Source organism: Micromonospora sp. NBC_00330 (assembly GCF_036136635.1).
Classification (GTDB): Bacteria; Actinomycetota; Actinomycetes; order Mycobacteriales; family Micromonosporaceae; genus Micromonospora; species Micromonospora salmantinae.
The window spans coordinates 3,342,261-3,362,037 of sequence record NZ_CP108012.1 but is presented as its reverse complement, the minus strand read 5'-3'; the positions used below and the strand labels follow the sequence as shown (position 1 = coordinate 3,362,037).

The 19,777-nt window shown below is 68.7% G+C and carries 15 protein-coding genes and 3 rRNA genes; 15 read left to right on the top strand and 3 right to left on the bottom strand.

What is annotated here, in order from left to right; all coding sequences use genetic code 11:
• Positions 1 to 36 precede the first annotated feature (36 nt).
• The 5 genes from OG598_RS15010 to OG598_RS14990 all read left to right on the top strand — a co-directional run bounded on the left by OG598_RS15010 (position 37) and on the right by OG598_RS14990 (position 4,830).
• Positions 37 to 540, top strand: a complete 504-nt coding sequence (locus OG598_RS15010; RefSeq protein WP_328655017.1) for an ArsR/SmtB family transcription factor — start codon at positions 37 to 39, stop codon at positions 538 to 540.
• Between the two features lie 49 nt (positions 541 to 589).
• Complete coding sequence (locus OG598_RS15005) at positions 590 to 2,065, top strand: serine hydrolase domain-containing protein (protein WP_328655016.1); 1,476 nt, start codon at positions 590 to 592, stop codon at positions 2,063 to 2,065.
• Positions 2,066 to 2,111: 46 nt separating this feature from the next.
• Positions 2,112 to 2,612, top strand: a complete 501-nt coding sequence (locus OG598_RS15000; RefSeq protein WP_328655015.1) for a GNAT family N-acetyltransferase — start codon at positions 2,112 to 2,114, stop codon at positions 2,610 to 2,612.
• Positions 2,613 to 2,621: 9 nt separating this feature from the next.
• Positions 2,622 to 3,263 (top strand): hypothetical protein, encoded by a 642-nt coding sequence (locus tag OG598_RS14995; RefSeq protein WP_328655014.1) that lies wholly within the window; start codon positions 2,622 to 2,624, stop codon positions 3,261 to 3,263.
• A 229-nt stretch (positions 3,264 to 3,492) separates the two neighbouring features.
• Positions 3,493 to 4,830 carry a hemolysin family protein gene (locus OG598_RS14990; protein ID WP_328655013.1) on the top strand — a complete coding sequence of 446 codons (1,338 nt, stop codon included), beginning with the start codon at positions 3,493 to 3,495 and terminating at the stop codon, positions 4,828 to 4,830.
• A 22-nt stretch (positions 4,831 to 4,852) separates the two neighbouring features.
• Here OG598_RS14990 and OG598_RS14985 read toward each other — a convergent pair whose 3' ends face one another.
• Positions 4,853 to 5,242 carry a PaaI family thioesterase gene (locus OG598_RS14985; protein ID WP_091402036.1) on the bottom strand — a complete coding sequence of 130 codons (390 nt, stop codon included), beginning with the start codon at positions 5,240 to 5,242 and terminating at the stop codon, positions 4,853 to 4,855.
• Between the two features lie 99 nt (positions 5,243 to 5,341).
• Here OG598_RS14985 and tyrS point away from each other — a divergent pair, with 99 nt between their 5' ends.
• From tyrS to rrf, 4 genes are all read left to right on the top strand, one after another.
• Positions 5,342 to 6,634, top strand: coding sequence for a tyrosine--tRNA ligase (gene tyrS, locus OG598_RS14980; protein WP_328655338.1), 1,293 nt, complete (start codon positions 5,342 to 5,344; stop codon positions 6,632 to 6,634).
• A 642-nt stretch (positions 6,635 to 7,276) separates the two neighbouring features.
• Positions 7,277 to 8,791, top strand: a 16S ribosomal RNA gene (locus tag OG598_RS14975).
• 382 nt (positions 8,792 to 9,173) lie between these two features.
• Positions 9,174 to 12,282 (top strand): 23S ribosomal RNA (locus tag OG598_RS14970).
• An 86-nt stretch (positions 12,283 to 12,368) separates the two neighbouring features.
• A 5S ribosomal RNA gene (gene rrf, locus OG598_RS14965) occupies positions 12,369 to 12,485 on the top strand.
• The 16S, 23S and 5S rRNA genes sit together here, the layout of an rRNA operon.
• Before the next feature lie 282 nt (positions 12,486 to 12,767).
• Here the strand turns inward: rrf and OG598_RS14960 are convergent.
• Positions 12,768 to 14,555: a hypothetical protein gene (locus tag OG598_RS14960; protein ID WP_328655012.1), complete on the bottom strand. Its 1,788-nt coding sequence runs from the start codon at positions 14,553 to 14,555 to the stop codon at positions 12,768 to 12,770.
• Here OG598_RS14960 and OG598_RS14955 point away from each other — a divergent pair.
• Positions 14,544 to 15,527 carry a tetratricopeptide repeat protein gene (locus OG598_RS14955; protein WP_328655011.1) on the top strand — a complete coding sequence of 328 codons (984 nt, stop codon included), beginning with the start codon at positions 14,544 to 14,546 and terminating at the stop codon, positions 15,525 to 15,527. The genes OG598_RS14960 and OG598_RS14955 overlap by 12 nt on opposite strands.
• Positions 15,524 to 16,555, top strand: a complete 1,032-nt coding sequence (locus OG598_RS14950; protein WP_328655010.1) for an HAD-IIA family hydrolase — start codon at positions 15,524 to 15,526, stop codon at positions 16,553 to 16,555. Before OG598_RS14955 ends, OG598_RS14950 begins: the two co-directional genes overlap by 4 nt.
• Positions 16,556 to 16,567: 12 nt before the next feature.
• On the opposite strand, the gene OG598_RS14945 is transcribed toward OG598_RS14950, so the two are convergent.
• Positions 16,568 to 16,906: an SCP2 sterol-binding domain-containing protein gene (locus OG598_RS14945; RefSeq protein WP_088947517.1), complete on the bottom strand. Its 339-nt coding sequence runs from the start codon at positions 16,904 to 16,906 to the stop codon at positions 16,568 to 16,570.
• A gap of 111 nt (positions 16,907 to 17,017) precedes the next feature.
• On the opposite strand from OG598_RS14945, the gene OG598_RS14940 reads away from it, so the two are divergent.
• The 4 genes from OG598_RS14940 to OG598_RS14925 all read left to right on the top strand — a co-directional run bounded on the left by OG598_RS14940 (position 17,018) and on the right by OG598_RS14925 (position 19,773).
• Positions 17,018 to 17,608, top strand: a complete 591-nt coding sequence (locus tag OG598_RS14940; RefSeq protein WP_328655009.1) for a phasin family protein — start codon at positions 17,018 to 17,020, stop codon at positions 17,606 to 17,608.
• Complete coding sequence (locus tag OG598_RS14935; protein ID WP_328655008.1) at positions 17,605 to 17,880, top strand: hypothetical protein; 276 nt, start codon at positions 17,605 to 17,607, stop codon at positions 17,878 to 17,880. The genes OG598_RS14940 and OG598_RS14935 overlap by 4 nt, the downstream gene beginning before the upstream one ends.
• Positions 17,881 to 17,918: 38 nt before the next feature.
• On the top strand, positions 17,919 to 18,779 hold the full coding sequence (locus OG598_RS14930; protein WP_328655007.1) for a TlyA family RNA methyltransferase: 861 nt from the start codon (positions 17,919 to 17,921) through the stop codon (positions 18,777 to 18,779).
• Between the two features lie 109 nt (positions 18,780 to 18,888).
• A complete protein-coding gene (locus OG598_RS14925; RefSeq protein WP_091407282.1) occupies positions 18,889 to 19,773 on the top strand; it encodes an NAD kinase in 885 nt (294 codons plus the stop codon).
• Positions 19,774 to 19,777 lie beyond the last annotated feature (4 nt).

The window sequence follows — 19,777 nt, the reverse complement described above, 5'->3', positions numbered from 1 at the left end:
CTTGCACGTAACTACGTATGTTCGTAATATCGACGTATGGACACCGTGGAAGATCGGCTCGCCGCGCTGGAGGCACAGGTTGCCGCGTTGAGCGAACGGCTCACCGCCGCACCGCCGCCACCACCCGCGCCCGAGGGCACCTTCTGGGCGCTCGACGGCCTCAAGCAGCGCCTGCCACCCGAGGGATCGGGCGCGGTGCTCTACACCGGCACCGTCCGCGTCGCCGGCCAGCACTACGACTGGCAGTACGGCCGCACCGTCGACGACCTGCTCGCCGGCGACTGGGAGGAGCTGCCCAGCATCCTCTCCGCGTTGGCCCACCCGGTGCGGCTACGACTACTGCGGGAGATCCTCGGCGGCCGGCAGAGCACCAGCGAGCTGGCCGAGATCGAGGAGTTGGGCACCACCGGCCAACTGCATCACCACCTGCGCCAGATCACCGCCGCCGGTTGGCTGCGCAGCGCCGGCCGAGGCCGGTACGCGGTCCCCGCCGAACGCGTGGTGCCGCTGCTGGCCATCCTCACCGCCGCCGGCCGCTGACCAGACGCGGCTCGGCCGCCCATCCGACGACCCCCACGGAGGAACCACAATGCGCCGGACGACCGTCACCGTCCTCGTCGTCGCGCTGATCGCCGGCCTGGTCGGGGTGGCGTTGATGCCCCGGGTGCCCCGACTCGGCGCGCAGACCACCGGCGATCGCGACCTGGCCGCTGCCGCACTGTCGGCCACGCCCGACCCGTCGGGGCGCCGCGGGCTCGCCGTCGCCCTGGTCGAGCACGGCCGGATCCGCACCGCCGGGCTGGGTGACCGGGACCTCGCCGGTCGACCCGTGGAGCCGGGCACCCCGTTCGAGATCGGCTCGGTCACCAAGGCGCTCACCGGCATGCTCCTCGCCGACCAGGTCGCCGCCGGTGTCGTCGGCCCCGACGACCGGCTCGGCGTCACCTGGCCCGAGGTCACCGGCCCCGCCCGCGACGTCACACTCGCCGAACTCGCCAGCCACCGCGCCGGCCTGCCCCGGCTCGCCCCCGGCTCCCCGCTGGGGTGGGCACGCATCCTCTGGTCCAACGTCTCCGGCGCAAACCCCTACGCCGGGCAGGGCGTCGACGCCATCCGCAGCGCCGCCGACCGGGTCAGCACCGACGACGACGAGCGCGGCGAGGTCCACTACTCCAACCTCGGGCCGTCGGTGCTCGGCCACGCGCTCGCCGCGAAGGCCGGCGTCGCGTACCCCGAGCTGCTGCACGACCGGCTGCTACGGCCGCTCGGCATGACGGCCACCATCGTCGCCACCCGCGACGACGACCTGCCGGCCGATCGCGCCCAGGGCAGCCGGGCCGGCGGCCGGCCGCTCGATCCGTGGGCGGGAGCCGGTTACGCGCCGGCCGGCGCCGGCCCCTGGTCCACGGCGCAGGACCTCGGCCGGCTGCTCGCCGCGACCCTCGCCGGCACCGCACCAGGTGCCGACGCCGCCACCGCCCGCTTCCGCGAGGACGACGACACCCGCATCGGGTACGGCTGGTTCACCACCCGGCACGGCGATCGCGAGGTGGTCTGGCACAACGGCGCTACCGGCGGGTTCCGGTCCTACGTCGGCCTCGAACGGGCGACCGGCCGGGCGGTGGTGGTGCTCGGCAACACCGACAAGGGCGTCGAGCCCATCGGGCTGCGGCTGCTCGGAGTGCCGCCGAAGGAGGCCGACTCGGCGACGTCGATGGTGCTGCAGTGGATCGGCGCCGGCCTCGCGGTGGCCTTCACCTTCCTCGGCGGCCTCTCCCTGCTCGGCACCGCCCGCCGTCGCCACCTGGACCAGGTGACGCTGCTGGCCGCGGCGGTCTGGGCGTTCGCCTATCTCGGGTTGGGGCACCGGATGGGGGACTGGTCGATGGTGCCGGCCTGGCTGTGGCCGCTCGGCGCCGGCCTGTCGGCGGCAGGGGTGGCAGTGGCGGCGACCCGGTGGCACGCCCTGCCGGTGGTCGACGCGCGGGTGCCGTGGCGTCGACTGCTGTCGGTGGCGAGCTCCCTGGGCGCCGCCGTGCTGGCGGTCGTAGCCGTCGCCGGCTGACTCCGCGCCGCGGCCTCGCGTCACAGCCGTTGCGTACCCTCGGCCGATGACCTCCGATGTGCTGCTGCGCCCGGTCCGTGAGGACGACCTCGTCGAGTTCTTCCTGCACCAGCAGGACCCGGAGGCCAACCGGATGGCCGCGTTCGGCCCCAAGGACCCGTCCGACCGTCGGGAGTTCGCCGCACACTGGGCCCGGGTGCTCACCAACCCGGCGAACCTGGTCCGCACCGCAGAGGTCGACGGCGAGGTGGTCGGCTACGTGAGCGCCTGGCCGGCCGAGGGGCAGACCGAGGTCAGCTACTGGATCGACAGGGCGCGCTGGGGTCGAGGCCACGCCACGGCGGCCCTGGCCGCCCTGCTGCGCGAGCTGCCCCGGCCGGTGCACGCCCGCGCCGCCAAGGACAACGCCGCCTCCCTCGCGGTGCTCCGCAAGTGCGGGTTCGTTGTGGTCGGCGAAGACTCGGGGTACGCCAACGGCCGCGGCGAAGACGTCGAGGAGTGGCTGCTGGAGCTGCCCGCCGACGGCTCTGACCTGGGCGGGCACTAGTCTCGCGGCGTGAACTGGTTGGATCTCGTCGGCTGGGCCGGCTCCGCGGTGCTGGTCTGGTCGCTGCTGCAGTCGCGCATCCTGCGGTTGCGGGCGCTCAACCTCGTCGGCTGCTTCGTGCTGATCGGCTACAACGCCGCCATCGAGGTCTGGCCCGGCGTCGGGCTCAACGTCGTGCTCGCGGTGATCAACATCTGGTACCTGCGCGGGATGCTCGCCACCCGGCACGACGAGAAGACCTACCAGGTCGTGGAGGTCGGTGTCGGCGACCAGTTCCTCGCGCACACGCTGCGGGTGCACGCCGCCGACATCGCCCGGTTCAACCCCGGCTTCCACTGGGACCCGGCCGCCTCGGGGCGCTCGGCGTTCCTCGTGGTCACGGCCGACGAGGTGGTCGGCGTGGTCCTGTCGCACGCCGAGGCGCCCGGCGTCGCCCAGATCGACCTGGACTACGTGACCCCGAAGTTCCGTGACTTCACCCCGGGCGAGTTCGTCTACCGGCGCAGCCACCTGTTCACCGAAAGGGGCTTCCACCGGGTGGTCAGCCCGCCCCGGATGGTGGCCCCCTACTACCACCGGCTCGGCTTCCGCCCGGAGGGCGACTCGTACGTCCTCGACCTGCCGGCGTCGCCGACGCCCCAGTCGGCGTAACTCACCGTCGCTCCAGCCGGCCTAGCGTCACCGTCGCCCGATTCGGCCTAGCGTCACCGTCGCCTGATTCGGCGTAGCCTCACCTCGCCCGATTCGGCGTAGCGTCGCCGGGGCAGGATTCGGCCGGCGCCGGACGGGGCAAAGACAACGCCTACGCCGGGCGGGCTCGCCGACCGGCGGGTGCCGCGCGTAGCGGCCGGTGCCACCACCACGAGGGAGCGAACCGGGCGTGCAGAGCTACGGGAGCCAACTGGCCCTGGTCGGAGTCCTGGTCGTGATCAACGCGCTCTTCGCGGGCAGCGAGATGGCGTTGGTGTCGCTGCGAGACAGCCAGATCCAGCGGCTGGAGCGCACCAGCCGGGCCGGGCGGGTGCTGGCCCGGCTCGCCAAGGACCCGAACCGCTTCCTGGCCACCATCCAGATCGGCATCACCCTCGCCGGCTTCCTGGCCTCCGCCGCCGCGGCGGTCTCGCTGGCCAAACCCCTGGTGCCGCTGCTCGGGATGTTCGGCGGCGCCGCCGAGACGGTGGCGATCGTGGTGGTCACCCTTGCGCTGACCTTCGTCACCCTGGTCTTCGGCGAGCTGGCCCCCAAGCGGATCGCCATGCAGTCCGCCGAGCGGTGGGCGCTGCTGGTGGCCCGCCCGCTCGACCTGCTCGCCAGCCTCACCCGGCCGGCCGTCTGGGCGCTCGGCGCCACCAGCGACGTGGTGGTCCGCCTGGTCGGGCTCAACCCCAAACACGAGCCGGAGGAGATCGGCCCGGACGAGCTGCGCGACATCGTCGCCGGCAACCACGGCTTCACCAAGGAGCAGCGCACCATCATCGCGGGTGCCGTGGAGATCGCCGACCGGCGGTTGCGGGCTGTCCTCGTACCCCGGTTGCAGGTTTTCACGCTCGACAGCGGGACCACCGCGGAGGCCGCGCGGCTCGTGCTGGCCGCCACCGGGCACTCCCGGGCGCCGGTGGTGCGCCACGGCGGCCTGGACGACACGGCCGGGGTGATCCACCTGCGTGACCTGGTGGGTGTGCCCGACGACCGCCCGGTCGACGAGATCGCCCGACCGCCGATGCTGCTGCCCGACTCGCTGCCGGTGGTGGACGCGCTGCGCCAGTTCAAGGCCGAGCGTCAGCACATCGCGCTCGTCGTGGACGAGCGCGGCGCCGTCGACGGCATCGTCACGCTGGAGGACATCCTGGAGGAGATCGTCGGCGAGATCTACGACGAGACCGACCGTGATGTGCGCTCGGTGCGGCGCGACCCCGACGGTGCGCTGGTGCTGCCCGGCACCTTCCCGGTGCACGACCTGCCGGACATCGGCGTGGAGCTGCCGTCGCGCCCGGCCGGTGACTACACCACAGTCGCCGGGCTGGTGCTGGCCCGGCTCGGGCACATCCCCACCGTCGCCGGGGAGGACGTCACACTCGACGGTTGGGTGCTGGTGGTGGCCGGCATCGACCACCGGGCGATCACCGAGGTACGGCTCAGCCGCGTACCCGATGAAGCCGACGGCGACGCCGACAGCGACCAGGCCGCGGAGCCGATGCTGGACGAGGCCCGCAGTTGACCCGTCCGGCGAACGCCGTCGCTCAGGCGGGCGAGAGGTTCTGCAGCCGGACCTGACCACGGGCGACCAGCCGCTCGTCGGCGTCGGTGATCTCCACCTGCCAGAGCTGCTGGCTGCGGCCCCGGTGCACCGGTGTGCCGACCGCCCTCAGCTCGCCGTCCCGGACGGCCCGCAGGAAGTCGGTCTGGTTCGACACCCCGACCACAGTGCCCCGGTCGGCCAGCCAGAGGGAACCACCCACGCTGGCCGCGGTCTCGACGACCGAGCAGTACACCCCGCCGTGCTGGATGCCGAACGGCTGGTGCAGCTCCGGTCGGACCTGCCAGCTGATGACCACCCGGTCGGCGCTGGCCTCCTCGAACTTGAGGCCGAGCAGGGCGACGAAACCGCCCGTCAGATCCGGAATCTCCATGGCAAAGCCCTCCTCGATCAACTGGCGCAAGCCTAGCCGGGGCGAGTTGCGCCAAACCCGGTACGGCTTGGTGCCGGCGATGGGGGAGAATCGGTGACCGTGACCGACAGCAGCCCTCCGCCGCCCGGGCGAGACTCCCTGACCGACGACCTGCTCTGGCGTGGCCTGATACAGGACTCGACCGGCCTCGACGAGCTGCGCGAGCTGCTCGACGGTGGGAAGTCCTCCACGTACTACGTGGGCTTCGACCCCACCGCCCCGAGCCTGCACGTCGGCAACCTCATGCAGGTCCTCATGGCCCGCCGGCTGCAACTCGCCGGCCACCGCCCGTTGCTGCTGGTCGGCGGGGCCACCGGGCAGATCGGTGACCCGAAGGAGAGCGCCGAACGGGCACTCAACGCACCCGACGTGATCGCCGGCTGGGTCGAGCGGATCCGCGAGCAGCTCGCGCCCTTCGTGTCGTACACCGGGGACAACGCGGCCCAGTTGGTCAACAACCTGGACTGGACCGGCGAGATGTCGATCGTCGAGTTCCTCCGCGACGTGGGCAAACACTTCCCGGTGAACAAGATGCTCGCGCGGGAGGTGGTACGGGCCCGGCTGGAGACCGGCATCAGCTTCACCGAGTTCAGCTACCAGCTGTTGCAGGCAAACGACTTCTACGAGCTGCACCGCCGGCACGGGTGTCAGCTCCAGTTCGGCGGCTCCGATCAGTGGGGCAACATCACCGCCGGCGTCGACTACGTCCGCCGGCGCGGGGCCGGGCCGGTGCAGGCGTTCACCACGCCGCTCGTCACCAAGTCCGACGGTACGAAATTCGGCAAGAGCGAGGGCGGCGCCGTCTGGCTCGACCCCACGATGACCAGCCCGTACGCCTTCTACCAGTTCTGGCTCAACGTCGAGGACCAGGAGGTCGACCGCTACCTGCGGTACTTCAGCTTCCGCACCCGCGAGGAGTTGGAAGAGTTGGCGAAGGCCACCGCCGAGCGGCCAGCGGCCCGGTTGGCGCAGCGGGCGCTCGCCGAGGAACTGACCACCCTGGTGCACGGTGCCGACGAGACCCGACAGGCGATCGCCGCCAGCCAGGCGCTCTTCGGCCGCGGCTCGTTGGACGAGCTGGCGCCGGAGACTCTGCGCGCGGCCCTGACCGAGGCGGGTCTCGTACGCCTCACCGGCGAATTGCCGGATGTGGCGGGTCTGCTGCGGGACTCCGGTCTGGTCAGTGGCCTCAAGGAGGCTCGGCGGGTGATCGCCGAAGGCGGCGCCTACGTCAACAACAACCGGGTGACCGCTGTGGACGCCAGGGTGTCGCCGGCCGATCTGCTGCATGGGCGATACCTGGTGCTGCGCCGGGGGAAGCGTTCGTTCGCGGGCGTTGAGCTGGGTGAATAGCCACCTGTCGACGATGTGACGGGGGACGCGTCCGGCGGATTTGACGATCATCCCGCCGGACGCGTAACTTTCTCTCTGCCAGCGCGGAACGGACGAAACAGGCGAAAGCCTGAAGCGGCCGGAGCGTCGGCCAACGGCCTGGGGGTCGGGTGGGCACGCCCACCGGAGCCCCAACCGGGAGGTGCCGCCAAAAACGCCGCGAGGCGGATTTGGCGCCGCGAAACCGACCGGGTATGGTTACGAACCGGCAGGGCACCGGGCGGGTCGCGGGAAATCGCGACGGCCGGCCTGCCGAATCCATGACGAGAACGGCGCAAGCCGGTTGCGACATGGTGCCCGCGTTATCGGGTTGAAGCACGACGAACCGCGAAATATCGGTTTGACACGGCGGAAACGAGCGGGTAACGTAGTAAAAGTGCCTGGCGCTGGAAAGCGCTAAGGGCGCGGTACGGAATACCCCGGTTGGGGTTCCACGTGGTGGGGCTTCTGGTCGGTGTGTGGTTGTTCTTTGAGAACTCAACAGGGTGCTTGTAAAGCCAGTGCCAATTATGATTTATACCCCGGACTGGTCAGTTTTTGCTGGCTGGTTGGGATTCCTTTGGCAACATTTGTTTGTTGTCAGGATGCTGTTCAACTAATTTTTTGTTGGAGAGTTTGATCCTGGCTCAGGACGAACGCTGGCGGCGTGCTTAACACATGCAAGTCGAGCGGAAAGGCCCTTCGGGGTACTCGAGCGGCGAACGGGTGAGTAACACGTGAGCAACCTGCCCCAAGCTTTGGGATAACCCTCGGAAACGGGGGCTAATACCGAATAGGACTGCTGGCCGCATGGCTGGTGGTGGAAAGTTTTTCGGCTTGGGATGGGCTCGCGGCCTATCAGCTTGTTGGTGGGGTGATGGCCTACCAAGGCGACGACGGGTAGCCGGCCTGAGAGGGCGACCGGCCACACTGGGACTGAGACACGGCCCAGACTCCTACGGGAGGCAGCAGTGGGGAATATTGCACAATGGGCGGAAGCCTGATGCAGCGACGCCGCGTGAGGGATGACGGCCTTCGGGTTGTAAACCTCTTTCAGCAGGGACGAAGCGAGAGTGACGGTACCTGCAGAAGAAGCACCGGCCAACTACGTGCCAGCAGCCGCGGTAAGACGTAGGGTGCGAGCGTTGTCCGGATTTATTGGGCGTAAAGAGCTCGTAGGCGGCTTGTCGCGTCGACCGTGAAAACTTGGGGCTCAACCCCAAGCCTGCGGTCGATACGGGCAGGCTAGAGTTCGGTAGGGGAGACTGGAATTCCTGGTGTAGCGGTGAAATGCGCAGATATCAGGAGGAACACCGGTGGCGAAGGCGGGTCTCTGGGCCGATACTGACGCTGAGGAGCGAAAGCGTGGGGAGCGAACAGGATTAGATACCCTGGTAGTCCACGCTGTAAACGTTGGGCGCTAGGTGTGGGGGGCCTCTCCGGTTCCCTGTGCCGCAGCTAACGCATTAAGCGCCCCGCCTGGGGAGTACGGCCGCAAGGCTAAAACTCAAAGGAATTGACGGGGGCCCGCACAAGCGGCGGAGCATGCGGATTAATTCGATGCAACGCGAAGAACCTTACCTGGGTTTGACATGGCCGCAAAACTCACAGAGATGTGAGGTCCTTCGGGGGCGGTCACAGGTGGTGCATGGCTGTCGTCAGCTCGTGTCGTGAGATGTTGGGTTAAGTCCCGCAACGAGCGCAACCCTCGTTCGATGTTGCCAGCGCGTTATGGCGGGGACTCATCGAAGACTGCCGGGGTCAACTCGGAGGAAGGTGGGGATGACGTCAAGTCATCATGCCCCTTATGTCCAGGGCTTCACGCATGCTACAATGGCCGGTACAATGGGCTGCGATACCGTGAGGTGGAGCGAATCCCAAAAAGCCGGTCTCAGTTCGGATCGGGGTCTGCAACTCGACCCCGTGAAGTCGGAGTCGCTAGTAATCGCAGATCAGCAACGCTGCGGTGAATACGTTCCCGGGCCTTGTACACACCGCCCGTCACGTCACGAAAGTCGGCAACACCCGAAGCCGGTGGCCCAACCCTTGTGGAGGGAGCCGTCGAAGGTGGGGCTGGCGATTGGGACGAAGTCGTAACAAGGTAGCCGTACCGGAAGGTGCGGCTGGATCACCTCCTTTCTAAGGAGCACCTTCACCTGAAAGGGTGCAAGGAGCCCGCGGCCCACGAATGTTGGGTCGGGGTGCTCAGATGGCGGAGACACTGGCAAGTTTTTCCTCGGCAACGGTCGGGTTCACCTAGTACAGCTGCTCTTCGGGGTGGTGGGAACGGTTGGTCTCGGTGCGGCTGAGAAGGAATGTAAGCACCCTGTTGGGTCCTGAAGGAACAACCGTTGTGTTGTTGTTTCAGAGACGTGGCTGGCCTCCTGTGTGGGGGCTGGCAGTCTGCCAGGCATGGCCTGGCCCCACATACCGCCAACTGTTGTTGGGTTTGGTGTGGGGCGGATCGGGTTGTGGGTTGGTCGTTTGTTGAGAATTGCACAGTGGACGCGAGCATCTTTGTGGTCAAGTTGTCAAGGGCGAACGGTGAATGCCTTGGCACCAGGAGCCGATGAAGGACGTGGGAGGCCGCGATAGGCCTGGGGGAGCTGTCAACCAAGCTGTGATCCCAGGGTGTCCGAATGGGGAAACCTGGCACCAGTCATGTGGTGTCACCCACACCTGAACACATAGGGTGTGTGGAGGGAACGCGGGGAAGTGAAACATCTCAGTACCCGTAGGAAGAGAAAACAATTTAGTGATTCCGTGAGTAGTGGCGAGCGAAAGCGGATCGAGGCTAAACCGGCTGCGTGTGATACCTGTCAGGGGTTGCGTGGTCGGGGTTGTGGGACCCTGCTGAACAAGCTGACACTTGTTCGAGAAGTTACAAAGTCAGTGGCTAGTCGAACAGTCTGGAATGGCTGACCGTAGACGGTGAGAGTCCGGTAGGTGAAAGTTGCTGACCTTCTGTGGGTGTTCCCGAGTAGCGGCGGACCCCTGAAATCTGCCGTGAATCTGCCAGGACCACCTGGTAAGCCTAAATACTTCCTGGTGACCGATAGCGGACAAGTACCGTGAGGGAATGGTGAAAAGTACCCCGGGAGGGGAGTGAAATAGTACCTGAAACCGTTCGCCTACAATCCGTCGGAGCCTTGCGGGGTGACGGCGTGCCTTTTGAAGAATGAGCCTGCGAGTTAGTGGCATGTGGCGAGGTTAACCCGTGTGGGGGAGCCGTAGCGAAAGCGAGTCTGAATAGGGCGATTCAGTCGCGTGTCCTAGACCCGAAGCGGAGTGATCTAGCCATGGGCAGGCTGAAGCGCGGGTAAGACCGCGTGGAGGGCCGAACCCACCAATGTTGAAAAATTGGGGGATGACCTGTGGTTAGGGGTGAAAGGCCAATCAAACTCCGTGATAGCTGGTTCTCCCCGAAATGCATTTAGGTGCAGCGTCGCGTGTTTCTTGCCGGAGGTAGAGCACTGGATGGTCTAGGGGGCCCACAAGCTTACCGAAATCAGCCAAACTCCGAATGCCGGTAAGTGAGAGCGCGGCAGTGAGACTGCGGGGGATAAGCTTCGTAGTCGAGAGGGAAACAGCCCAGATCACCAGCTAAGGCCCCTAAGCGTGTGCTAAGTGGAAAAGGATGTGGGGTCGCATAGACAACCAGGAGGTTGGCTTAGAAGCAGCCACCCTTTAAAGAGTGCGTAATAGCTCACTGGTCAAGTGGTTCCGCGCCGACAATGTAGCGGGGCTCAAGCACACCGCCGAAGCTGTGGCATTCACATTTTATCCTCGCTTGGACTTGATTCCTTGTGCAGGTGTGTGGATGGGTAGGGGAGCGTCGTGCCGCGAGTGAAGCAGCGGGGTGACCCAGTTGTGGACGCGGCACGAGTGAGAATGCAGGCATGAGTAGCGAAAGAAGGGTGAGAAACCCTTCCGCCGGATGACCAAGGGTTCCAGGGCCAGGCTAATCCGCCCTGGGTGAGTCGGGACCTAAGGCGAGGCCGAGAGGCGTAGTCGATGGACAACGGGTTGATATTCCCGTACCCGCGAAAGAGCGTCCCTGATGAACCTCGTTGTGCTAACCACCCGAACTTGGTGAGGTCTTCGGACTGAGCTGAGGGAGCGTGGGAACCTGATGGGTAGTAGTCAAGCGATGGGGTGACGCAGGAAGGTAGCTGAGCCCGGCCGGTGGTTGTGCCGGGGTAAGCGTGTAGGCCGTGTTGTAGGCAAATCCGCAACACATGAAGGCTGAGACGTGATGCCGAGCCGATTCAGGTGAAGTCAGTGATCCTATGCTGCCGAGAAAAGCCTCTAGCGAGTTCTTAGCGGCCCGTACCCCAAACCGACACAGGTGGTCAGGTAGAGAATACCGAGGCGATCGGGCGAACTGTGGTTAAGGAACTCGGCAAATTGCCCCCGTAACTTAGGGAGAAGGGGGGCCGGAGACGTGAAGCCCCGCGCGGGTGGAGCGTTGTATGGCCGCAGAGAGCAGGGGGAAGCGACTGTTTACTAAAAACACAGGTCCATGCGAAGAAGTAATTCGATGTATATGGACTGACGCCTGCCCGGTGCTGGAACGTTAAGGGGACCTGTTAGCTCTTCGGGGCGAAGCGGAGAACTTAAGCGCCAGTAAACGGCGGTGGTAACTATAACCATCCTAAGGTAGCGAAATTCCTTGTCGGGTAAGTTCCGACCTGCACGAATGGCGTAACGACTTCCCCACTGTCTCAACCACAGGCCCGGCGAAATTGCAGTACGAGTAAAGATGCTCGTTACGCGCGGCAGGACGGAAAGACCCCGGGACCTTTACTATAGCTTGACATTGGTACTCGAATTAGCTTGTGTAGGATAGGTGGGAGCCGGTGAAGTCCATACGCCAGTATGGGTGGAGGCAATCTTGAAATACCACTCTGGTTGATTTGGGTATCTAACTTCGGACCGTTATCCGGTTCAGGGACAGTGTCTGGTGGGTAGTTTAACTGGGGCGGTTGCCTCCTAAAAGGTAACGGAGGCGCCCAAAGGTTCCCTCAGCCTGGTTGGCAATCAGGTGTTGAGTGCAAGTACACAAGGGAGCTTGACTGTGAGACTGACAGGTCGAGCAGGGACGAAAGTCGGGACTAGTGATCCGGCACTTGCGAGTGGAAGCGGTGTCGCTCAACGGATAAAAGGTACCCCGGGGATAACAGGCTGATCTTCCCCAAGAGTCCATATCGACGGGATGGTTTGGCACCTCGATGTCGGCTCGTCGCATCCTGGGGCTGTAGCAGGTCCCAAGGGTTGGGCTGTTCGCCCATTAAAGCGGTACGCGAGCTGGGTTTAGAACGTCGTGAGACAGTTCGGTCCCTATCCGCCGTGCGCGTAGGATACTTGAGAAGGGCTGTCCCTAGTACGAGAGGACCGGGACGGACGAACCTCTGGTGTGCCAGTTGTCCTGCCAAGGGCACGGCTGGTTAGCTACGTTCGGAAGGGATAACCGCTGAAAGCATCTAAGCGGGAAGCCTGCTTCAAGATGAGGTATCCCACCCACTTTGTGGGGTAAGGCCCCCAGCTAGACGACTGGGTTGATAGGCCGGAAATGTAAGCCCGGTAACGGGTTCAGTTGACCGGTACTAATAGGCCGAGGACTTGACTACTAAGCTGCTACGCGTCCACTGTGCAACTCTGAACAAGCGAACACCCGTGATTTTTGTGCCGGGGTTGTTTGATATGTTCATAGAGTTACGGCGGTCATGGCGGAGGGGAAACGCCCGGTTACATTCCGAACCCGGAAGCTAAGCCCTCCAGCGCCGATGGTACTGCACTCGTGAGGGTGTGGGAGAGTAGGACGCCGCCGGACAATCTTCCAGTCGAGGGCCGCCCCATCCGGGTCGGCCCTCGACTGCGTAGCGCCATTGGTGGCGCAATCAGGAAGGATGTACCTGTGAGTTCAGGACCGCAGGGCGGAGACCGTCCCCGTCGATACGAAGACCGTACTGACGGTGCGGGCGGAAGCGACCGCGGCCCGCGCCGCGATGACCAAGGCCGGCCCCCGTACCGGGGAGACCGTGACAGCGGCGGCGCCCGAGGCGGAAACGCCGGCGGCCGCGACTCTGGCTCCCGTGGTGGTGACCGGGACAGCTCACGCTCCAGCTCCCCCCGTGAGGGCGGCTACCGCGGCGGCGACCGCCGCGAGGGTGGTTTCCGTGGCGGCGACCGCGACGGCTCGCGTTCCAGCGCTCCGCGCGAAGGCGGCTACCGTGGCGGCGACCGTGATGGGTCGCGCTCGAGTGCTCCGCGTGACGGCGGTTTCCGTGGCGGCGCTCCCCGCGAGGGTGGCTTCCGTGGCGGCGACCGCGACGGCTCGCGTTCCAGCGCTCCGCGCGAAGGCGGCTACCGGGGCGGCGACCGTGACAGTTCGCGTTCCAGCGCTCCGCGCGAGGGGGGCTTCCGGGGTGGCGACCGCGACGGTGGTTTCCGTGGCGGCGACCGCCGTGAGGGTGGCTTCCGAGGCGGCGACCGTGATGGCTCGCGTTCCAGCGCCCCCCGTGAGGGTGGCTTCCGTGGCGGCGACCGTGATGGCTCGCGTTCCAGCGCTCCCCGTGAAGGTGGTTTCCGTGGCGGTGACCGTCGTGAGGGCGGTTACCAGGGCGGCGACCGCACTCGCTCGGGCCCGCCGCGCGAGGGTGGCTTCCGTGGCGGTGACCGCGACGGTGGTTTCCGTGGCGGCGACCGTCGCGAGGGTGGCTTCCGTGGCGGCGACCGTGACGGTTCGCGTTCCAGCGCTCCCCGTGAGGGTGGCTTCCGCGGTGGTGACCGCGACGGCGGCTTCCGAGGCGGCGACCGCCGCGAAGGCGGCTTCCGTGGTGGCGACCGCGACGGCGGTTTCCGTGGCGGCGACCGTGACAGCTCGCGTTCCAGCGCCCCCCGTGAGGGCGGTTTCCGTGGTGGCGACCGCGACGGTGGTTTCCGTGGCGGCGACCGTCGCGAGGGCGGTTTCCGTGGCGGTGACCGTGACGGTTCGCGCTCGGGCGCTCCTCGTGAGGGTGGCTTCCGCGGTGGTGACCGCGAGGGTGGTTTCCGTGGCGGTGACCGTCGTGAAGGCGGTTACCAGGGCGGCGACCGCACTCGCTCGGGCCCGCCGCGCGAGGGTGGCTTCCGTGGCGGTGACCGCGACGGTGGTTTCCGGGGCGGCGACCGCCGCGAAGGTGGCTTCCGAGGCGGCGACCGTGACGGTTCGCGTTCCAGCGCTCCCCGTGAGGGTGGCTTCCGGGGCGGCGACCGCGACGGTTCGCGCTCGGGCGCTCCCCGTGAGGGTGGCTTCCGCGGTGGTGACCGCGAGGGTGGTTTCCGTGGCGGTGACCGTCGCGAAGGCGGTTACCAGGGCGGCGACCGCACTCGCTCGGGCCCGCCGCGCGAAGGTGGCTTCCGTGGCGGCGACCGCGAAGGTGGCTTCCGGGGCGGCGACCGTCGCGAAGGTGGCTTCCGAGGCGGCGACCGTGACGGCTCGCGTTCCAGCGCTCCCCGTGAGGGTGGCTTCCGGGGCGGCGACCGCGACGGCTCGCGTTCCAGCGCTCCTCGTGAGGGTGGATTCCGCGGCGGTGACCGTCGTGAGGGCGGTTTCCGTGGCGGCGACCGTGACGGTTCGCGCTCGGGCGCTCCCCGTGAGGGTGGCTTCCGGGGCGGTGACCGTCGTGAGGGCGGTTACCAGGGCGGAGACCGTACCGGGGGTTTCCGGTCCGACGAGCGGCCGCGTCGCGAGGGGGAGTTCCGTCGCGATGACCGCGCGGGTGGCTCCGAGTCGTCCGAGGGTGGGCGTAGCTCGGGCCCGGCGCTGCCGGACGACATTCTCGCGACCGACCTCGACAAGGACGTCCGCGCTGAGCTGCTCTCGCTGAACAAGCCGGTCGCCGAGACGGTGGCTCGGCACCTGGTCGCCACTGGGCAGCTGATCGACGAGGACCCGGCCGAGGCGTTGGCGCACGCGCTGGCCGCCCGGCGGCTCGCGTCGCGTATCTCCGCTGTCCGCGAGGCGGTCGGCTTGGCCGCGTACCGCGCGGGTGAGTGGCAGTCGGCGATCGCCGAGCTGCGCACGTACCACCGGATGAGCGGATTGCAGAGCCACCTGGCTGTGCTCGCGGACTGCGAGCGGGCTCTCGGCCGGCCGGAGCGGGCCATTGACCTGTTCCGTGGCGCGGACCGGGAGAAGCTGGACCAGGCCGTGGCGATCGAACTGCTGATCGTCGCCGCCGGCGCGCGGGGTGACCTCGGACAGAAGGACGCCGCGGTCGCGATGCTCCAGGTTCCGGACCTCACCAACGAGGCCACCGTGCCGTGGACGGCCCGGCTTCGGTACGCGTACGCCGACGCGCTGCTCGCGGTGGGTCGGCGCGAGGAGGCCCGCGAATGGTTCTCCCGCGCTGCCGACGTGGACACCGAGGGCGAGACCGACGCCGCCGAGCGGCTGCTCGAACTCGACGGCGTGGTCATCGAGGGTGACGAGGAGGACGAGGCCGCCGAGGAGATCGCCGCAGGCCCGGGCACTCCCGGCACGGTGCCGGCCCGACCCGACGCCGACCTGGCCGGCGACGCGAACGACGACGGCGATGTCGACGACGACGACGACGACGACGATGTCGACGATGACGATGACGACGACGACGACGATGACGACGAGGACTTCGACGACGACGAGGACGACGACGCTGTCGGCCGTCCCGCTGACGACGAAGGCTTCGACGACGAGGACGAGGACCGTCACCCCACTGAGAGCGGCAACGCCGACGCGGCCACCACTGGCGACAGCGGTGTGACGGACCGGGACGCGGCGAACGGCGACGCGGCGACCGCCGACGGCACCGTGCCGGCCCGGGACGACGAGTCGGGGTCGACGCAGCGGTGAGCGCGGGCGTGGGGGAGCGGCTGGTCGACGGGTACAGCCTGGTCGTCTTCGACCTGGACGGCGTGATCTACCTGATCGACCGGCCGATCCCCGGCGCCGTCGAGACGGTGGCCCGGCTGCACGCCGAGGGACGGGCGGTGGCGTACGCCACGAACAACGCGTCCCGTCGGTCCAGCGAGGTCGCCGACCTGTTGACCGGGATGGGCGTGCCGGCCCGGCCGGAGGAGGTCCTCACCTCCGCCGCCGCCTCGGCCGAGTTGCTGCGCGACCGGCTGCCCGCCGGCGCGTCGGTGCTGGTGGTCGGCGCGGAGGCGCTGCGCGCGGAGCTGCGCGCGGTCGGCCTGAACCCGGTCGCCCAGGCCGATGAGAAGCCGGCCGCGGTGGTGCAGGGGTACGGCCCGCAGGTTGGATGGGCCGAGCTGGCCGAAGCGTCGGTAGCCGTGCGGGCGGGTGCGATCTGGATCGCCACCAACACCGATCGGACCCTGCCCAGTGGGCGGGGACCGCTGCCCGGCAACGGTTCGCTGGTCGCCGTGCTGCGTACGGCACTCGAGCGAGACCCCGACGTGGTGGTCGGGAAGCCGGAGCCGGCGCTGTTCGAGACCGCCGCCAAGCGCAGCGGCGGTGGGCGGAGCCTGGTGGTGGGTGACCGGCTGGACACCGACATCGAGGGCGCCCGCCGGGCCGGGCTGGACAGCCTGCTCGTGCTCACCGGCGTCAGCGGCGTACCGGAGCTGCTGGCCGCCGAGCCTCGGCGACGTCCCACGTACGTCGCGAGAGACCTGGCGGGGCTCTTCGACCCGGCTGCCGCCGTGCGGGTCCCGGGCCCGGCGGACGCTGGCGGCTGGTCCGTGACCGACCGGGACGGCACGCTGGAGCTGGCCGGGGCCGGTCGGCCGCTGGACGCCCTGGCGGCGCTCTGCGCGATGGCCTGGTCGGCGCCGGTGCCGGCGCTGCCGAAGATCCGTCCGGTGGGTCCGGACGCGGCCCACGCGGTGGAGAGTTTCGGTCTGATCGCGGCGGCGTGAGCCGGGCGGTCGTCAGAGCAGCTTGCGCAGCTTGAGCAGGTCGAACGGATTGGCCTTGATCGACACCCGGCGGGAGGTCACCGCGCTGGTGACGTCCAGGTCGCCACGGACCAGGGCGAGCAGGTCGTCGCTGGACGTACTCAGCGCGATCTTGGCCTTGGGGTCGTCGCCGTCGGTCAGCTCGACCAGTCGGCCGCCGGTGATCCGGCCGTGGAACGCGGTGTCCAGGTCGGTGATTCGGCAGGCCAGCGTCCGGTCCAGGTCGATCCGTTCGCGTACCGTCTCGGCGTTGCGATCCAACCGGGCGGCCAGCTCCTGCAACGCCTGCCGGCACTCGTCCACGCTGGCCACATCTCCCCCTCGCTGATCGCCACGCCGTCCTCGGCACCGTACCGCACGGGTCGGTCGGGGGTGCCCGGTAGCGTGACACCTGCACACCCCGCCCCGTGGAAGGACTCAGGCATGCAGGACGCGTGGCGCGCCTACCTCGAGCTGGCCATGGGCCTCGCGGAGGCGCCCCGGAAGAAGGCCCAGGACGTGGCACGTCGCCTCGTCGGCTCCGGCGGCGCTACCGCCGCCCAACTCCAGGCCCTCGGCGAGGAACTGGTCACCACGGGCGCCGCCAACCGGGAGGCGCTGACCAAGCTGGTCCGCTTCGAGGTCGACCGGGCCCTCGGCGCGGTCGGTCTGGCCACCGCCGACGAGGTGGCCGAGCTGACCCGGCGGGTGCACGACCTGGAACGGCAGCTGCGGGAGGCGCGGTCCACCGAGCCGGCCGACGCGCCGACCGCCGGCCTCACGCCGCGACCCGACCCGACCGTCGCCGCGCAGCCCGGCACCGCTCTCGTGCCGTCCGACGCCTCGGCCGGTGCCCCGGTCTCCGCGCCGGTGGCGAAGAAGGCCGTGGCGAAGAAGGCGGTCGCCAAGAAGGCCATCGCCAAGAAGCCGCCGGCGACGATCAGCCGGACGGCCGACGAGGACGTCCCGACGCCGGCCGTGATGCCCGCCAAGAAGGCGGCGATTCGCAAGCGGTTGCCGGACGACGCCGAATGACCCGGCCCGGTCCGCCGCCCGGTGGGTCCTTCCCGGCCCGTCCCGGTCCGCCGGCTGGCGGCTCGTTCCCGGCCCGACCCGGTCCGCCGGTGGGTGCCCGCCCCGGGCCGCCGCCGGATCTCGGGGACGACGAGGCACGGCATCCGGCGGTGGACGCCGCCGTGCGGGCCATCGCCAACGCGGCGACGCTCGCTCCCGCCGACCAGATCGCCCAGTACGAGGCGGCCTACGAGACGCTGCGGGAAACCCTCGCCACCATCGACCAGACCTGAGCGGGACGACCAGGCCTGAGCAGACCGGAGAACCACCAATGGCACGTCGTAACCGGCTGGACGCCGAACTCGTCCGCCGCGGTCTGGCCCGCTCCCGTGAGCAGGCCGCCGCGTTGGTGGAGGCCGGCCGGGTCCAACTGCGGGGCGTGGTCGCCCGTAAGGCGGCCGCGATGGTCGACCCCGCCGACCCGCTCCTGGTGACCGGTGCGGACCCCGCCGAGGAGTACGTGTCCCGAGGCGGGCACAAGCTCGCCGGCGCGCTGGCCGCGTTCGCCCTCGGGGGGCTGCACGTGGCCGGGCGGCGTTGCCTGGACGCGGGAGCGTCGACAGGTGGGTTCACCGACGTGCTGCTGCGCGCCGACGCGGCCGAGGTGGTGGCCGTGGACGTCGGCTACGGGCAGCTCGCCTGGCCGCTGCGTACGAACGAGCGGGTCCGCGTCCTGGAGCGCACGAATGTCCGTACCCTCGATGCTGACGCGATCGGCGGCCAGGTCGACCTCACGGTGGCCGACCTGTCGTTCATCTCGCTGCGACTGGTGCTGCCGGCGCTGGCCGGCTGCACCCGCGACGACGGTGACCTGGCACTGATGGTCAAGCCGCAGTTCGAGGTCGGCAAGGACCGGGTCGGTGCCGGCGGTGTGGTCCGCGATCCGGAGCTGCGCGCCGAAGCGGTGCTGGACGTGGCCGCGGCGGCCGCGCGGCTCGGTCTCGGACTGGCCGACGTGGCGGCCAGCCCGCTGCCCGGACCGAGCGGCAACGTGGAGTTCTTCGTATGGTTGCGCCGGGGCGCACCAGCGGCCGACCCGGAGCGGGTGCGGGCCGTGGTGGCGGCCGGGCCGGACGGCTCGACGACGGCCGGCGTGGTGCCGGACGTGGCGGCGGAGGAGGTCGCAGGGTGAACGCGCGCAGTGAGGGTGCCGCAACGGGCCGCACGGTGACAGGTGGCCGTGCCGAGGTGTCGGCGCCGGTGGCGCGACGCTGCCCGGTCCGACGTGGGCGGGCGGCCCGATGAGCCGGACCGCGCTGCTGGTGACACACACCGGCCGTCGGCGCAGCACGGAACACGCCCGGTCGGTCGCCGCCGACCTGATCGACGCCGGTTTCGAGGTACGGGTGGTCGCCGACGAGGCCGACGACCTCGACCTGCCCGGCGTGGTGCCGGTCGCCGGCCCGCAGGCCGCCGAGGGCGCCGAGATCGTCTTCGCGCTCGGTGGGGATGGCACCTTCCTGCGCGCCGCCGAGCTGGCCCGGCCCGCGAAGGCGCCGCTGCTCGGCATCAACCTCGGCAAGGTGGGCTTCCTGGCGGAGGCGGAGATCGACGATCTGGACACCGCCGTCCGGGACGTCGTCGGCCGCAACTACACGGTCGACGAGCGGCTGACCCTGGACGTCACTGCCGAGTTCGACGGTGGGCCGACCATCGAGTCCTGGGCGCTCAACGAGATCAGCATCGAGAAGGGCGAGCGGGCCCAGATGCTCGAGCTGCTCGTCGACGTGGACGGCCGGCCGCTGTCGCGTTACGGCTGTGACGGTGTCGTCTGTGCCACCCCCACCGGCTCCACCGCGTACGCGTTCTCCGGTGGCGGGCCGGTGGTCTGGCCGGAGGTGGAGGCGTTGCTGCTGGTGCCGATCAGCGCGCACGCGTTGTTCAGCCGCCCGTTGGTCACGGCCCCGACGTCGACCTTCGTGATCACCGTCGACCCGTTCACCACCCTTGCCGTGCTCTCCTGCGACGGCCGGCGCGTCTACGACCTGCCGCCCGGCGCGCGGGTGACGGTGCGTCGGGGTGCCCTGCCGGTCCGCATCGTGCGGCTGCGTCCCCGCCCGTTCACCGACCGGCTGGTGGCCAAGTTCGGCCTTCCCGTTCACGGTTGGCGTGGCAGCCGCCGGTGACCGT

Coding starts and splice junctions, on each gene's coding strand:
- OG598_RS14925 (WP_091407282.1), top strand. CDS start 18,889: ATGAGCCGGACCGCGCTGCTGGTGACACACACCGGCCGTCGGCGCAGC.
- OG598_RS14935 (WP_328655008.1), top strand. CDS start 17,605: ATGACCCGGCCCGGTCCGCCGCCCGGTGGGTCCTTCCCGGCCCGTCCC.
- OG598_RS15000 (WP_328655015.1), top strand. CDS start 2,112: ATGACCTCCGATGTGCTGCTGCGCCCGGTCCGTGAGGACGACCTCGTC.
- OG598_RS15005 (WP_328655016.1), top strand. CDS start 590: ATGCGCCGGACGACCGTCACCGTCCTCGTCGTCGCGCTGATCGCCGGC.
- OG598_RS14985 (WP_091402036.1), bottom strand. CDS start 5,242: ATGGAGATTCCGGATCTGACGGGCGGTTTCGTCGCCCTGCTCGGCCTC.
- OG598_RS14930 (WP_328655007.1), top strand. CDS start 17,919: ATGGCACGTCGTAACCGGCTGGACGCCGAACTCGTCCGCCGCGGTCTG.
- OG598_RS15010 (WP_328655017.1), top strand. CDS start 37: ATGGACACCGTGGAAGATCGGCTCGCCGCGCTGGAGGCACAGGTTGCC.
- OG598_RS14940 (WP_328655009.1), top strand. CDS start 17,018: ATGCAGGACGCGTGGCGCGCCTACCTCGAGCTGGCCATGGGCCTCGCG.